Source organism: Paraburkholderia sp. GAS448, assembly GCF_050435685.1.
In the GTDB taxonomy this organism is placed as follows: Bacteria; Pseudomonadota; Gammaproteobacteria; order Burkholderiales; family Burkholderiaceae; genus Paraburkholderia.
In genome coordinates this window covers 63,361-77,935 of sequence record NZ_JBNDKT010000004.1, presented here as the reverse complement: position 1 = coordinate 77,935, position 14,575 = coordinate 63,361, and the positions used below count along the sequence as shown (strand labels likewise).

General features: G+C 62.9%; 13 protein-coding genes. 6 read left to right on the top strand and 7 right to left on the bottom strand.

The window, feature by feature from the left end; genetic code table 11:
• Positions 1-56: 56 nt before the first annotated feature.
• Together P3T23_RS09115 and P3T23_RS09110 are read right to left on the bottom strand one after the other, a co-directional pair.
• A complete protein-coding gene (locus tag P3T23_RS09115) occupies positions 57-1,259 on the bottom strand; it encodes a porin (protein ID WP_429315851.1) in 1,203 nt (400 codons plus the stop codon).
• Positions 1,260-1,387: 128 nt separating this feature from the next.
• A complete protein-coding gene (locus P3T23_RS09110; protein WP_429315850.1) occupies positions 1,388-3,283 on the bottom strand; it encodes a bifunctional sugar phosphate isomerase/epimerase/4-hydroxyphenylpyruvate dioxygenase family protein in 1,896 nt (631 codons plus the stop codon).
• A gap of 297 nt (positions 3,284-3,580) precedes the next feature.
• Between P3T23_RS09110 and aroQ the strand changes: the two genes are divergently transcribed.
• From aroQ to P3T23_RS09095, 3 genes are read left to right on the top strand one after another with little or no spacing between them, the layout of a single operon-like run.
• Positions 3,581-4,036 carry a type II 3-dehydroquinate dehydratase gene (gene aroQ / locus P3T23_RS09105; protein WP_429315849.1) on the top strand — a complete coding sequence of 152 codons (456 nt, stop codon included), beginning with the start codon at positions 3,581-3,583 and terminating at the stop codon, positions 4,034-4,036.
• A complete protein-coding gene (locus P3T23_RS09100; RefSeq protein WP_429315848.1) occupies positions 4,033-4,890 on the top strand; it encodes a shikimate dehydrogenase in 858 nt (285 codons plus the stop codon). Before aroQ ends, P3T23_RS09100 begins: the two co-directional genes overlap by 4 nt.
• A 25-nt stretch (positions 4,891-4,915) precedes the next feature.
• Entirely contained in the window at positions 4,916-6,298 is a 1,383-nt protein-coding gene (locus P3T23_RS09095; RefSeq protein ID WP_429315847.1) for an MFS transporter, read from the top strand.
• Positions 6,299-6,343: 45 nt separating this feature from the next.
• On the opposite strand, the gene P3T23_RS09090 is transcribed toward P3T23_RS09095, so the two are convergent.
• The 4 genes from P3T23_RS09090 to P3T23_RS09075 all read right to left on the bottom strand — a co-directional run bounded on the left by P3T23_RS09090 (position 6,344) and on the right by P3T23_RS09075 (position 9,846).
• Positions 6,344-7,024 (bottom strand): TetR family transcriptional regulator, encoded by a 681-nt coding sequence (locus tag P3T23_RS09090; protein ID WP_429315846.1) that lies wholly within the window; start codon positions 7,022-7,024, stop codon positions 6,344-6,346.
• Positions 7,025-7,146: 122 nt separating this feature from the next.
• Positions 7,147-8,433, bottom strand: coding sequence for an NAD(P)/FAD-dependent oxidoreductase (locus tag P3T23_RS09085; protein ID WP_429315845.1), 1,287 nt, complete (start codon positions 8,431-8,433; stop codon positions 7,147-7,149).
• Between the two features lie 49 nt (positions 8,434-8,482).
• Positions 8,483-9,277, bottom strand: coding sequence for an anti-sigma factor (locus tag P3T23_RS09080; protein WP_429315844.1), 795 nt, complete (start codon positions 9,275-9,277; stop codon positions 8,483-8,485).
• Complete coding sequence (locus P3T23_RS09075; protein ID WP_429315843.1) at positions 9,277-9,846, bottom strand: RNA polymerase sigma factor; 570 nt, start codon at positions 9,844-9,846, stop codon at positions 9,277-9,279. The genes P3T23_RS09080 and P3T23_RS09075 overlap by 1 nt, the downstream gene beginning before the upstream one ends.
• 218 nt (positions 9,847-10,064) lie before the next feature.
• Here P3T23_RS09075 and P3T23_RS09070 point away from each other — a divergent pair, with 218 nt between their 5' ends.
• Entirely contained in the window at positions 10,065-11,075 is a 1,011-nt protein-coding gene (locus tag P3T23_RS09070; protein ID WP_429315842.1) for a zinc-binding alcohol dehydrogenase family protein, read from the top strand.
• 93 nt (positions 11,076-11,168) lie between these two features.
• A complete protein-coding gene (locus P3T23_RS09065; RefSeq protein WP_429315841.1) occupies positions 11,169-12,104 on the top strand; it encodes a LysR family transcriptional regulator in 936 nt (311 codons plus the stop codon).
• Here P3T23_RS09065 and P3T23_RS09060 read toward each other — a convergent pair.
• Positions 12,071-13,168 (bottom strand): LacI family DNA-binding transcriptional regulator, encoded by a 1,098-nt coding sequence (locus P3T23_RS09060; RefSeq protein ID WP_429315840.1) that lies wholly within the window; start codon positions 13,166-13,168, stop codon positions 12,071-12,073. The genes P3T23_RS09065 and P3T23_RS09060 overlap by 34 nt on opposite strands.
• Positions 13,169-13,378: 210 nt before the next feature.
• Here P3T23_RS09060 and P3T23_RS09055 point away from each other — a divergent pair, with 210 nt between their 5' ends.
• On the top strand, positions 13,379-14,566 hold the full coding sequence (locus P3T23_RS09055; protein WP_429315839.1) for an ABC transporter ATP-binding protein: 1,188 nt from the start codon (positions 13,379-13,381) through the stop codon (positions 14,564-14,566).
• Positions 14,567-14,575: the final 9 nt, after the last annotated feature.

The window sequence follows — 14,575 nt, the reverse complement described above, 5'->3', positions numbered from 1 at the left end:
GAGAAGAAGTTCGATGGCCGCCGGACTGTGCCGGCGGCCATCGGTTCAGGCGGACCTTAGAACGTGAACGCCATACCCACCATGCCGACGAACTGTCCGCTCGTCGACGAAGGCGTCGAGTTCTGCGAGTCGCCGACTGCCGGGGCAGCATTGATGATGTTGCCCGCGCCCTTGAGGCCAAGCGTCTGGCCGCTTGCGTGCTGATAGGCCTGCAGCGCGTAGAGCGTGGTGCGCTTCGAGAGGTGGTAGGCCTCCTTCAGCGAGTACTGCTGGTAATGCGCCGCGTCGTTGATGCCGTTCGCCTTCGAAGCCAGCGTGTAGGCGAACGCGCCGGCCACATCGAAGGCCGGCGTGAAGCGGTACACCGCCAGCGCCGCATACGTGTTGAAGACCGCCGTATTGGTGAAGATCGAGCGGGCGTTCGGCACGTATTTGACGTTCGAATAGTTCAGGCCCAGCATCAGGTCGCCCAGCGTGTAGTTGCCGGCCACCGACGCATGCTCGACCGACGCCGCGGTCAGGTAGCCGTTGTTCAGCGCGGAAGCGCCGAAGCTGCCCGTCGAGGCCGGATCGAACGCCGCTGTGCCGGTCGGGGCCAGCGGCAGGTTGGTCTGCGCGTTGTCCATCTTCAGGTAGCCCGCGGCCACGCCGACCGGACCGTTCGAGTAGCGCAGCGCGCCGCTGATCGTCTGGCCTGCGCCGGTGCGGCCGGCAATGCCGCCGAGCGCGTACATCGCGCTGGCCTGGAGGCCGTTCCAGATCGGCGTCGAATAGATCATCGCGTTGTTGATACGGATCGTCGTATCAAGGCCGTCGATATCGCCCGGGTGTGCGCCGGTCGCGCCGGTCAGCCAGTTGCTCGAGGCCAGCGGCCCGACGAACTGGTAGTACGGGGTGTACTGGCGGCCCGCGGTGAACGTGCCGTAGGTGTTGTTCTGGACACCGACGTAGGCCTGGCGGTTGAAGATCTGCGTGGACGACGACAGCGCGCCGGTATTCAGGTCGAAGCCGTTCTGCAGATCGAAGATGACCTTGGTGCCGCCGCCGATGTCCTCAGCGCCGCGCAGGCCCCACTTCGACGCGTACAGGTTGCCCTGACGCAGATACCAGTTCGCATGGCCCTTCTGGTTATTCACGTAGACGAGCGCATCGTCGACCATGCCGTACAACGTGACACTGCTTTGCGCGAAAGCAGGTGCCGCGACGAGCGCCGCGCCGGCCGTGATAAGGACCTTCTTGAGTGTGCCGCCAGATTTCATCTGCAGTCTCCTTCGTTGTTTTCGCATACGGTTGCGAGGCGAGAAAAGAATGTCTTAAACCGGATTTCGGTTTTTATTTGTCAAGCATGTTCGGGGAAACCGTTTTCCTTGTCAAACAAGAAAAACACTTAGCGCGCTGCGTGTTTTTTATGTTGAGCCTGGGCGGCGAGGCGGACGGCGGCGTTGGTTGCACCGTAACCGTCGTATCCGCCCCGCCGTTGCACGATCTCGAGAAAAAAGCGCTGGTCCAATTGTTCCGTATAAGCGTGGAAAAACTCACCACCGCGATCATCGCGGTCGTACAGGATGTTGTGCGTACGCAACGCCTTAAGAATTTCGTCAGGTAGTGCGTAGCGAGACGAAAGGTCGTCGTAATAATTTCCTGGAATACGCAGCAGCGGCAGGCCGTCGGCAACGAACTGCGGGATGGCGCTGAAGATGTCGTTCGTGCCGAATGCGACATGGTTGAGGCCCGAGCCTCGATACATCGACAGCGATTCGGCCACTGCGGTATGCCGGTCCAGCGACGCGTTCAGCGCGATCCGCACCGAGCCGTCGCGGCTACGCACGGCGCGGCTGCGTACGAGACCGTATGGGTCGGGCACCAGCCAGTCCGCTTCGGCTTCGAAGCCGAACGCCGTCTTGAAGTAGAGCACCCAGGCGTTCAACGAGTCGGCCGGAAGCGACAGACATACGTGATCGATACCGGAGAGCGGGCCGACTTCGCTTGGCCCATTCACGTCCGTCAGCACGAAATCGGCTTCGAAGAGCGTGGGTTCGTCGGGCGCTTCGTCAACGAAATAATTCAGGCTGGCATCCGGCGCCTGCACGGCTGGCAGCACGCGTTCGTTCGGCCCGATGCGACCTGAGAACGGCGCGTAGCGAAAGCCTGCCGCGCGTTCGAACGCGAGTTTCGCGTCGTCGACACGAAATGCCGAGGCGCACAGCGACAGGCCGTGCTGCATGAAAAAAGCGCTCGCGAACGAATCCGCTTCTGCGTTGAGCACGATCGACGCCGCGCCGTGCTGATACAACGCGACGTCTTTCGAGCGATGCCGCCCGGCCGGACGAAAACGCAGACGCGTGAGCCAGTCGACCAGCTGGTTGCGCGCGATATCGTCGACGGCAAATTCGAGGAACTGGATGCCGACGTGTTCCGGCGCGGCCGGTGGTTCGTAGAGCTGATGCGTCGCTGTGCCCGCGCGTTTCAATACCGCGCGTGTTTCGTCTTCCAGATAGAGCAGCGAGCGATAGCCGTCAGCCGCGGTCGCAGCGGTGGGCGCCGCGCGGAATCCATCGTTGAAGATCTCCAGCGACAGCGGCCCCTGATAGCCCGCTTCGATCACCCGTGCCATGAAATCCGCAAGGTCGAAGTCGCCCTGGCCAGGAAAGCAGCGGTAGTGGCGGCTCCATTCGAGCACGTCCATCGTGAGTTTCGGCGCGTCGGCGATCTGCACGAACACGATGCGATCGCCGGGAATGGTGGCGATCTCGGCGACCGGATCGTTGATCGCCAGCGTATGGAAGCTGTCGAGCACGAGCCCGAGATTAGGGTGGTTCACCGCATCGACGAGCCGCCATGCGTGCCGGTACGAATTCACATGCCGCCCCCACGCGAGCGCCTCATAACCCGCGATGACGCCGGCTTCCTGTGCCGCGCGTGCAAGCGCGCCGAGCTGATCGACGATCAGCGCGTCGTCTCCGATCGAATCGGGCGAGACATTGCTGCAAACCAGAATGCGGTCGGTGCCCAGTTCGTGCATCAGATCGAACTTGCGCTTCACACGATCGAGATTGCGCGCGAGACGCCCGGCGCTGACGCCCTCGAAATCGCGGAACGGCTGGAACAGCACGATCCTCAAGCCAAGATCGGCGGCGATGCGCCGGACATCGGCTGGTGAGCCGTCGAAATACAACAGGTCGTTTTCGAAGATTTCGATGCCATCGAAGCCGGCCGCCTGAATGGCGGTCAACTTCTCAACGAGTGTCCCGCTGATGGACACGGTGGCAATCGAACGCTGCATGAAACGGCTCCTGCGAGGGGAAAGGGGCTGGCTGAAAAGACGCGGACGGCGTACCTCGGCAGCGAGCTGTGCGTAGCGTCGTGACCCGTCGGCTTACCCGTCAATTACATATCTGGGCCACAGACTTTGGCACTTTATTCAGTTGTTGGCGCGATTCTATACAAACTAACTAGATGGTACAAATTCGGATAAACCCGGAAAGACATCATGCGCGATCGGGCGCACACTGCGCTACCGTCGGGGAAGGCTGCCCGGCTTGCGGTGAGTTCCGCGTGCTTTCTTCTGGAGTGGTATTTCATGAGTTTTGCTTCGGTGCTGGTCCTGAACGGACCCAACCTCAACCTGCTCGGTACGCGTCAGCCGGCGATCTACGGCTCGGAGACGCTTGCCGACGTCGAGCAGCTTTGCCGCCAAGCCGGCAAGCGGCTGAATCTTGCAATCGATTTCCGTCAGTCGAACGCTGAGCATCAGTTGATCGACTGGCTGCACGAAGCCCGGACGACGATGCAGGGCATCGTGATCAATCCGGCGGCGTACTCGCACACGTCGGTCGCCATTGCCGACGCGATCATCGCGATCGAAAAGCCGGTGATCGAAGTCCACATCTCGAACATTCACAGGCGTGAAGCATTCCGCCATCACTCGTATGTGTCCGCACTGGCGGAGGCGGTGATCTGCGGGTGCGGCACGCAAGGCTATGTGCTCGCGCTGGAGCGGATGGCCACGATACTGAACGCAAGGAACCTGAAATGAGCGCGTCATCGTCTTATCTGGTTGGTCTGATCGGCTCGGGCATCGGCGGTTCGCTGAGCCCGGCGATGCACGAAGAAGAAGCGCGGCGACTCGGTTTGAGCTACGTCTATCGACGCATCGATCTCGAAGGGTTGAAGCTCGACACATCCGCATTGCCGGATCTGTTGCTCGCCGCCGAGCGGATGGGCTTTAACGGCCTGAACATCACCTATCCCTGCAAGCAGAGCGTCATTCCACTACTGCACGAACTGTCGGACGATGCGCGCGCGCTGGGTGCAGTCAATACCGTGCTGCTGAAGGACGGACGTCGCATCGGCCACAACACCGACTGGTCCGGCTTCGCGCGCGCATTCAGGCGCGGCTTGCCAGATGTGTCGCTCGAACATGTGGTGCAACTGGGTGCGGGCGGCGCGGGCGCAGCCGTGGCGCATGCCGCCATGACGATGGGCGCGCGCGAATTTACGCTGTTCGATGTCGATGCCGCGCGCGCCAGCGCACTGGCGGATGAATTGCAGAAGCGGTTCCCCGCTTCAACGGTCAAGGCGGGCGGTTCGCTGCCGGACGCAATGGCGGCCGCGACCGGCCTGATCCACGCAACCCCGACTGGTATGGCCAAGCTCCCTGGCCTGCCGTTGCCGGCGCAACTGCTGCACAAGGACCTGTGGGTTGCCGATGTCGTGTACTTCCCGATTCGCACCGCGCTCCTGCAGGCCGCCGAGGCGGTGGGGTGCCGCACGCTGACGGGTGGCGGGATGGCGGTCTATCAGGCTGTCGACGCGTTCCGGCTTTTCACCGGACTCGAGCCTGACGCCGAACGCATGTTTATGCACTTTCAGTCGCTGTTGAGCCGTTAATACACTACAAAACGTGGAGACTAAAATGTCGCAAAGCTCTCAAGCAACCCGGCCGAAAACGCCGGTGTCGCCACCGGCAGGATCTGCAGCCGGCGTCGGCGGGATGCGTCGTTCGAATGCGCGCTACGGTATCCTGGCACTGCTCGCGATCGGGACGATGATCAACTACCTTGATCGCACGATTCTCGGCATCGCCGCGCCGCAGCTGACGAAAGAACTCGGCATCAGTGCGGCCGTCATGGGCGTGATTTTCTCGATGTTTTCGTGGAGCTATGTGCTCGCGCAGATTCCAGGCGGACTGTTCCTCGACCGCTTCGGCAGCAAGGTCACCTATTTCCTGTCGATGACGTTCTGGTCGCTGTGCACGCTGGCGCAGGGGCTCGTGCATGGCATCGGCGGGCTGGTTGCGTTCCGTCTCGGGCTAGGGGTGTCTGAGGCGCCGTGCTTCCCGACCAATAGCCGTGTCGTCGCGACATGGTTCCCGCAAAGCGAACGCGCGATGGCGACGGGCACGTACACCGTCGGCGAATACATCGGCCTCGCGTTCTTCAGCCCGTTCCTGTTTGCACTGATGGGCGCCTTCGGCTGGCGTTCGCTGTTCTATGTGGTGGGCGCGGTGGGCATCGTGTTCGGCGCGATCTGGTGGATGTTCTATCGCGAGCCGCTCGATCACAAGGGCGCGAATGCCGCTGAACTCGCCTATATCGAAGAGGGTGGCGGGCTGACGCACGCCAACAAGGAATCCGGCCAGAAAAAGAAGAGCGGCTTCGAATGGCGCACGATCGGCCGCCTGCTCAAGCATCGTCAACTGACGGGCATCTGCCTTGGCCAGTTCGCCGGCAACTCGACGCTCGTGTTCTTCCTCACCTGGTTCCCGACCTATCTCGCGACCGAGCGGCACATGGGCTGGCTCAAGATCGGCTTCTTCGCGATCATGCCGTTCATTGCGGCTTCGGTCGGCGTGATGTTCGGCGGCACGTTCTCCGACTGGCTGCTGCGTCGCGGTGTCTCGCCGAACGTGGCGCGCAAGCTGCCGATCATCGCCGGCCTGCTGCTTGCCTCGACGATCATTCTGGCCAACTACGTCGATAGCAATGTCGCGGTCATCGTGATCCTGTCGGTGGCGTTCTTTGCGCAGGGGATGGCGGCACTCGGCTGGACGCTCGTGTCCGATATCGCACCGGACGGCCTGCTCGGCGTGACGGGCGGCATCTTCAACTTCGCGGCGAACCTGGCCGGGATCGTGACGCCGCTTGTGGTCGGCTTCATCGTTTCGGCGACGGGATCGTTCGTCGGCGCGCTGGTGTTCATCGGCGTGGTCGCGTTGATCGGCGCGCTGTCGTATATCTTTATCGTCGGCGATATCAAGCGGATCGTGCTGACTGAAGCTCATCCGCACGCTGATTGAACCGGCACAGCGGCGCGTTGCAGTATCGAACGCGCCGGTTTGTTCTTAGTTTTCCTGCTTCACAAAGCGCAGTATCGCATCGACGATCATCGCCCGATGCCGCGCCCGCAGACGCGGATGCGAGGGGTCGCGGCCGAACGCCGCGCCGAACGTGTGACGGTTCGCGACGCGGTGAAAACACAGCGAACTGATCATCAGATGCAGATCGATGGCATCGACGTCGCTGCGGAACTGTCCCGCCGCCACGCCGCGTCCGAGCAGATCTTCGATCGTTCTCACCACGCTTGCATTGCGGCTCTTGAACGTCTTCATCTGCTCGATGTATTTCGCGCCGTGAATGTTCTCGATGTTGACGAGGCGAACGAAATCGCGATGCTTGTCGTGATAGTCGAACGTGAATTCGACGAGCTTGCGCAGGCCTTCGCGCGGATCCAGTTCATCGATGTGCAGATCCTGCTCCAGCGCGCGGATGTCGCCGTACACCTTGTCGAGCACAGCCTCGTACAACCCTTCCTTGCTGCCGAAGTAGTAGTAGAGCATGCGCTTGGTGGTGTTCGTGCGCTCCGCGATAGCATCGACGCGGGCGCCGGTGAGACCCATCGCGGAGAATTCCTGCGTGGCGACGTCGAGGATGTTGCGCTTTGTCTCTTCGGGATCGTACTTGCGCCGGGCTTCGGACACGATGCCGTGGTTGTCGGGCTCAGCGGCCTTGCTTCCCATTTTCATTTTGCGTATTAGCGGCGATGACGGATCATTCTAGCATGGCCAAATCCCCGCCAGGCGCCCCGTTAGACGCGGGTTTCCGGCATAAACGGGCGTCGGGCTGCGCGCGTCTGGCGCGCCTGCTTTCAGGATGTCTGCCTGTTTTGTGTATTCCGTGCGGCGAGCGCGTCGCGCGTCTGCATCGTCGTATAGGTGAGCTGTGCAGCCGCGAGGCCAAGCGCGCCGAAGGTGCGGGTCAATCCAAAACTGCCGAAGGCTTCGGGCACCGGCCGCTCGCCGGAGATGGCAGCTGCCAGCAGTTCGCCTGACACCGTGGTGGGCGCCATGCCATGTCCGCCAAAGCCGACTGCATACCAGACGCCGTCCGCGCTCTGGCCGATCTGCGGCATCTTGTGCCGCGCGTAGCTCATCAGGCCACCCCACGCGTAGTCGACGCGCACGTCGTGCAGTTGCGGATACACCTTCAGCAGATCGCGCCGCAGCAGGCGCGCGATGACTTCCGGCTGACGGTCGAGGACGGAAATGCGGCCGCCCCACAGGATGCGCGTGTCGGGCAGGGGGCGGTAGTAGTCGAAAGCGAAGCGCGTATCGTAGATTGCCGACGCGCAATCGATCGCATCCTTCAGACGTGGGCCGAGCGGTTCAGTGGCCATCACATACGTTGCGATAGGCAGCACGGCGCGTTCCACGCGTCGATAGACGTTGCGCGCATAGCCGCCGCCTGCCATGACGACGTGCTTCGCGTCGATCGCGCCGTTCGCGGTTTCGACCAGAAAGCCGCTGCCTTGCCGATGAAGGCCGGTGACGGGCGATTGCTCGTAGACGTCGACGCCGGCGTCGACAGCGGCTCTCGCCACGCCAAGCACGTATTTCAGCGGATGGAAATGGAACGCGTTATGTTCGAGCAGGCCGCCGTGATAGCGGCGTGTCTTCAGCCGCTCCGCAAGCTCCGCTTCGGCCACCGGCTCCCAGTCGACCCCGAATGACTCTTTCATCAGACGCCTCTGCGCATCGAGGCGCGCGGGTTCATCGAACCAGTTCGCGAGGATCACGCCGGCGTGCGTGTCGTCGCAGTCGATGCGATAGCGCTCGATACGCTTGCGCATCAGATCGACCGCATCGGTCGTGAGCGTATAGAGTTCGCGCGCGCGTTGCGGGCCGAGCGCCTTCAGCAGGTCGGCGCAGTCGAGGCTATAGCCGCCGAAGACAAAGCCTCCATTGCGTCCCGACGCACCGAAGCCAACCTGCTTCGCTTCGAGCACGACCACTTCGCGCACGCCACGCTCGACAAGACCCAGCGCAGTCGACAGACCGGCGAGACCCCCACCGACGATGCACACCTCGGCGCTGCGTTTGCCAGTCAGCGGCGGCCGTGCAGGACGAGCGACGGTTGCTTCGTAATAGCTTTGCATAGGATTGGTTTGCCGGCGCCGTATGGCAGCGCCGGTCATTTTCAGGTAATCAGGAAACCGGCAGAAGTTTGCCGGTGAACACGACGGGTCCTGTCGGTCCATCTGGATTCGGCGAGCCGCCCGACGGTTCGATCGACACCGCCAGCACCGGATATTGCTGCGGCTGCTGCTCGCCGGCCGGCATCGTGGCGTCGCCGTGATCCGGCATCACCCCGAGCGACACCGGATGGCCATTCACCGGCAAGCCCCATAGCTGCATCGAGCGGCCTGCCGGCGGCGCGGCGTCGGTGAGCCGGTGCAGCTTGACCTTCGCGTGGACTGCGTCCCACGAGATCAGCATGACCGCCTGCGCTTCCTTGTTGTCCAGCACGGCGACGTGCGAAATCTCGTTTTCAGGCTGTTGCGCAACGGTAGGCGGCGTCGGCTGGGTTGGTGAAAGCGGCAGGATGCTACGCACCACGAGCACGAAAGCAATCGCGGCGAGTGCGGTGACACCGATCGCCCAGCCGCGCCAGAACGAAAGACTTTCAAACCATGGGCGCCGTTCGGGCAGCACGGGTGGCGTTGGACGCGCAGCTTCGGCCGCGCGCGACTCAAGCTGACGACGTGCGGCGAATCCCAGCTGTTCCTCGATGGCCTGCCAGACCCGCGTCGGCGGCGTGGCGGCGGGCCCCAGTTCGGCTATCGGCGCGAGCCGCCGTTCCCAGTCCTGCAGTGCGCGCCGGATCGCCGGATCGTGGTCGGCATAGCGTTGAAGCCGGCGGCGGGCGCCCCCGCGCAGCGTGCCGATCACAAATTCAGCGGCGAGGCGATCCACCAGTTCGGGATACCGATGCAGATTCATCAGACACCCCCGAGGCAGGTCTTGAGCTTCTGGAGGCCGCGCCGGATCCACGACTTGACGGTGCCGAGCGGCACGGTCAGAACCTCGGCGATCTCGCTATGGCTCTGGTCGCGCAGATACGCGAGCGCCACCGCCTGCCGCTGTGCCGGTTCGAGCGTCTCCATGCAGCGCGCGAGCTGGCGCGCTTCGGCGCTCATCGACGACAGTTCTTCGGGAGTCGGGTCGCCTGACGCGACAAGGTCATCCAACGTATCACTCCATTCGGTTTCCGTCGCGTTGACCCGCCTCAGATGGTCGAAGGCACGGTTTCTCACGATGGCGGACATCCACGTCATCGGCGCTGACAAGCCACGGCGGTAGTCGCCCGCAAAGCGCCAGATATTGACGAAGCTGTCCTGCAGCACCTCCTCGGCCCATTCGGGCTTGCTCAATATACGGAGCGCGAGGCCAAACAGTTTCGGCGACGCGACGTCATAGAGCTCCCGCAACGCCGACGCATCTTCACCGGCGACTCGCTCGAGCAAGGCGACAAGCGTTTCCGGTGTCAATTCCTGTGGGTTGGCTGTCATGGAGAGATGAGTGATGGCATGCGCGGCTATGTTACTCAACTTTTGCAAGGCGGCCTACACCGGTTCCCGGCGATGAGGGCACAGGACCGAAGCAAGGGTTCTGAGGTCAGGCCAATTAAACGATTTAATAAATTGGCTTGACCAGATTGTCTGCTTCTCGCTAAATTGCCTTCGTCATCGATTAGCGACCGGCGCGTGTCCGGTCATCAAGGAATGCCATGCTGACTGTCGTTTGCGAAACACCCGGCAAGCTCGTTGCCGAAGACCGTACGAAGCCGCAACGTGAACAAGGCCAGGTTCTGCTGCGCGTGAAGCGCGTCGGCGTATGCGGCACCGATCTGCATATTTTCACGGGCAATCAGCCGTATCTCGCGTATCCGCGCGTGATGGGGCACGAGCTGTCCGGTGTAGTGGAGGAGGCGGACGCCGAGAGCGGCCTGCGCGCAGGAGACCCTGTCTATGTCATGCCCTATCTGTCGTGCGGTCACTGTGTCGCCTGCCGGCAGGGCAAGACCAATTGCTGCGTGAATATCCAGGTCCTCGGCGTCCATCGCGACGGCGCATTCACGGAGTATCTGAGCCTGCCTGCGCAGTTCGTGCACAAGGCCGAAGGCGTATCGCTCGACGAAGCTGCGATGGTCGAATTTCTCGCGATCGGCGCCCATGCGGCCCGGCGCGGCGACGTGAAGGCCGGCGAGCGTGTGCTGGTTGTCGGGACGGGGCCGATCGGCATGGCCGCAATTCTGTTTGCGCGTTTGCGCGGCGCGAACGTGACTGCACTCGATACGCGCCAGGACCGGCTCGACTTCTGCAGGCGCGAACTGGGCGTGAACGCAGCGGTGTGCATCGGAGACAACGACAAGGCCGAGCTTTCGCAGCTGACCGACGGCGAATTCTTCGACGTCGTGTTCGATGCCACCGGCAATGCGAAAGCGATGGAACGCGGCTTCGAATTCATCGCGCACGGCGGGCGCTATGTGCTGATCTCGATCGTGCGCGACACCATCTCGTTTTCCGACCCTGAGTTTCACAAGCGGGAAGCGACCTTGCTCAGCAGCCGCAATGCAACAGCCGAAGACTTCGAAACAGTGCTTGCGGCGATGCGCGCGGGCAAGGTGCCGGGCGCGGCGCTCAATACACATCGTCTGCAACTGGCTGACGTGCCTTCGCAATTCCCAGGCTTGCTCGATGCGAAGGCGGGTGTGGTGAAGGCGATCGTCGAGTGTTGAGCGTGGGTTGACCGCACGACCACGGGTGTACGGCCCGCTTCCCCGCGCGGTATAGTGAATCGTTTCCAGGCGGCGATCACTTTTGCGACTCACATGAAGAACACCCTGAACGTGCTGATGTCGAGGCTGCGGATGCGACAGCTGCAACTGCTCATCGCGCTCGACGATCACAAGTCTCTGCATAAGGCGGCGGGTGCGATGTCGATGACGCAGTCAGCGGCGAGCAAGGCGCTGCATGAGCTCGAATCGATGCTTGAAGCGCCGCTTTTCGAGCGCGCGAAGAGCGGCCTCATTCCGAATCAGTTCGGGCATTGCGTGATTCGCTATGCGCGACTCCTCGCGACGGATCTGACGTCGCTCTGCCAGGACCTGGCGGAAATCCGCTCGGGTAAAGGCGGGCGTCTTGCGATCGGCACGATCATGGGCGCGATTCCGGACGTGGTCGTCCCCATTCTCGATGAACTGCATGGAAGCCAGCCGAACCTGTCGATCGAGATCGTCGAGGATACGAGCGCGCGGCTGCTGATGCTCCTCGACGAAGGCCGGCTGGATCTCGTGATCGGGCGGTCGATCGTCAGCGACGAGCCTGCGCGCTACCACTACCGGCCGCTGGGCGATGAACCGCTGTCGGTCGTGGTGGGCTATGGCCATCGGCGCATGGCGGCGAAGCAGATGGGGTTGCAGGACCTCAGCGGCTATCGATGGGTCACGTACCCGGGCCACATGCCGTTGCATGCGCTGCTGGAACGCGAACTCGATCTCGCCGGGCTGAGCATGCCCGCGAACCCGATCTCGACCGCATCGACATTCGTGACGGTCGCGCTGCTTCAGCACAGCGCCGATCTGGTTTCACTGCTGCCGACCGATATCGCTGAACTGTTCGTGCGCAAGAAGATGCTGCGCATCCTGCCGGTCACATTGAAGTCGCCATCACCGACGTTTGGCATCGTGACGCGCAAAGGTGGCGTGCTTTCTCCACCCGCGCAGGCCTTCATTCAACGCCTGCGCGATGGGGCACGGGCGCGCTGAGCGCCTGCCACGCGGCGCGGCGGCGCGGTCGATGCGCGCGGCACCAGCACGGGCGCGGACGTCACCAGCATCGGCACGGAGCCCGGGTCCGCACGCGTATCGCGTGGCGCGCGCTCGATCAGTTCGCGCAGCAGGTCGACCGCCATGCGCGCCGCTTCCTCGGTCGGCACGGCAACCGTCGATAACGCCGGGCGTGAATCACGTGCAAGCTGGATGTCGGTAATGCCGATCACCGACAGGTCTTCCGGCACCGACAACCCGAGGTCGGCAGCGGCGTGCATTGCGCCGAGAGCGGGCAGGTCGTTCGTGGCGAAGATCGCCGTCACTTCCGGATGCGTTTCGAGCAGTTGCCGTGCCGCGTCATAGCCACCGCGTATGGTGTCCGACTCGCACGTGAACTCCGCAACCAGCGGACCGACGCCTGCCGCATTGAAGGTCGCGATGAAGCCGTCCCGACGCGCGCCGTGAATCCCGCAAGGCCATTTGTCCTGGTCGTGGCTCTTGCTGCCGACGAGCGCACCTACGCGCGTATGCCCAAGCTCAAGCAGGTGTTGGGCGGCGAGCGATCCCGCGAGGCTGAAATCGACCGCGACGCACGGCAGATCCGGCGGATCGTCGGGGCGTTCCCACATGCACAGCACGACCGGCGTGCCGCGTTCGGCGGTTGCGCGCAGATCGTCGAACACCAGTTCGGCATTCGTCACCAGCACGCCTTCCGATAAGGTGCCCGCAATCTGCTCGAGGTACGCGCGGCCGGTCTGCTGGTCGTCGTTGGTGTTGCAGACGATCAGGAAGTGCCCGCTGGTGCGCGCGGCGCGCTCGGCAGCAAGGGTAAATTCCGGGTAGAACGGATTGGCGATGCTCGATACCATCAGCGCGAATGTCGGTGCCCGGCCTTCGGCCAGTGCGCGCGCCGCGAGGTGAGGGCGATAACCTAACTCCCTGACCGCTTCGAGCACGCGTTCGCGCGTCGCCACGCCAACCCGGCCGCGATTGCGCAGCACGTTGGAGACCGTCGCGGGCGTGACGCCTGCGTGCAGGGCGACTTCATTGAGCGTGGTCATCGGTGTAACGCAGTTGAATGGGGTTGATCAGCATTTGGGATGGCATCCTGACATTTGCAACGACAGTCGCCATCGAGATAGAGTCCGCAAAACAGAACGTACCGGAGACAGCGCAAGATCAGGCGATTGTTCATCAATCGTCTTTTTCTCTGCCGCCTGATTAAGCGCTTAACCTCCTGTCGTGACGCATTAAAGCATGGAGGCGAGGCAATGGCCAGTATCTCGTTGAAAGCAGTGCACAAAGCGTACGGCGATCATCCGCCGGTGATCCGCGGCCTGGATCTGGAGATCGGCGAAAACGAATTCTGCGTGTTCCTCGGGCCGTCGGGCTGCGGCAAGTCCACCTTGCTGCGGATGATCGCCGGTCTGGAGGATGTCACCGACGGCGACCTGTACATCGGCGGCCGGCTTGTCAACGAAGTGCCGGCGGCGGAGCGCGGTGTTGCGATGGTGTTCCAGAGCTACGCGCTGTTCCCGCATATGAGCGTGTACGAGAACATGGCGTTCGGCCTCAAGCTCGCGAAAAAGCCCAGGGACGAAATCGACCGCAAGGTCAGGGAAGCCGCGCGCGTGCTGCAACTCGAAGCGTTGCTCGAGCGCAAGCCGCGCGCGCTGTCGGGCGGGCAGCGCCAGCGCGTGGCGATCGGCCGCGCGATCGTGCGTGAGCCGGGCGTGTTCCTGTTCGACGAGCCGTTGTCGAATCTCGATGCGACCTTGCGCGGCCAGACACGGATCGAAATCGCGCGGCTGCACAGGCAGTTCGCGAAGGCGAGCGTGGTGTACGTGACGCATGACCAGATCGAAGCGATGACGCTGGCCGACCGCATCGTGCTGCTGCATGCGGGCAAGGATACGGAGCGCTACGGCAGCATCGCGCAGGTCGGCTCGCCGCTCGAGTTGTATCACCGGCCGACGAGCCGCTTCGTCGCGGGTTTCATCGGTTCGCCGCGCATGAATTTTTTGCCTGCAACGGTCGCGGCGCTCAATTCGCAACACGTACAGATCACGCTTTCACACACGGGCGAATCGCTCGACGTGCCGGTCGAGGCGGGGACGCTCAACGTCGGGCAGCCGGTCACGCTGGGTATCCGGCCCGAACATCTCGAGACGCAGACCGTTGCACACGCAACCGGCGCGCCTTCGTCGACGGCGGCCGCCCAGTCGATTCATCGCAGCGTGACGCTGATCGAACAGCTTGGCGAGCACAGCTATCTGCATCTCGATCAACCGGGCGGCGACGTGCTGATCGCCAAGGCGCCCGGCGACATCGAGGTGCAGAGCGGCGAGCGTCTCAGTTTCCATGTCCCGGCTGCATCGTGTCATCTCTTCACCGAGGATGGTTTCGCGCTGACGCATCGCGCGGATACCTCGAATCATTCCGTCACTCAGCTCGCGTAGGAGCGCTGC

Coding starts and splice junctions, on each gene's coding strand:
- P3T23_RS09065 (WP_429315841.1), top strand. CDS start 11,169: ATGAAGAACACCCTGAACGTGCTGATGTCGAGGCTGCGGATGCGACAG.
- P3T23_RS09080 (WP_429315844.1), bottom strand. CDS start 9,277: ATGAATCTGCATCGGTATCCCGAACTGGTGGATCGCCTCGCCGCTGAA.
- P3T23_RS09090 (WP_429315846.1), bottom strand. CDS start 7,024: ATGAAAATGGGAAGCAAGGCCGCTGAGCCCGACAACCACGGCATCGTG.
- P3T23_RS09085 (WP_429315845.1), bottom strand. CDS start 8,433: ATGCAAAGCTATTACGAAGCAACCGTCGCTCGTCCTGCACGGCCGCCG.
- P3T23_RS09100 (WP_429315848.1), top strand. CDS start 4,033: ATGAGCGCGTCATCGTCTTATCTGGTTGGTCTGATCGGCTCGGGCATC.
- P3T23_RS09075 (WP_429315843.1), bottom strand. CDS start 9,846: ATGACAGCCAACCCACAGGAATTGACACCGGAAACGCTTGTCGCCTTG.
- P3T23_RS09110 (WP_429315850.1), bottom strand. CDS start 3,283: ATGCAGCGTTCGATTGCCACCGTGTCCATCAGCGGGACACTCGTTGAG.
- aroQ (WP_429315849.1), top strand. CDS start 3,581: ATGAGTTTTGCTTCGGTGCTGGTCCTGAACGGACCCAACCTCAACCTG.
- P3T23_RS09060 (WP_429315840.1), bottom strand. CDS start 13,168: ATGACCACGCTCAATGAAGTCGCCCTGCACGCAGGCGTCACGCCCGCG.
- P3T23_RS09055 (WP_429315839.1), top strand. CDS start 13,379: ATGGCCAGTATCTCGTTGAAAGCAGTGCACAAAGCGTACGGCGATCAT.
- P3T23_RS09070 (WP_429315842.1), top strand. CDS start 10,065: ATGCTGACTGTCGTTTGCGAAACACCCGGCAAGCTCGTTGCCGAAGAC.
- P3T23_RS09095 (WP_429315847.1), top strand. CDS start 4,916: ATGTCGCAAAGCTCTCAAGCAACCCGGCCGAAAACGCCGGTGTCGCCA.
- P3T23_RS09115 (WP_429315851.1), bottom strand. CDS start 1,259: ATGAAATCTGGCGGCACACTCAAGAAGGTCCTTATCACGGCCGGCGCG.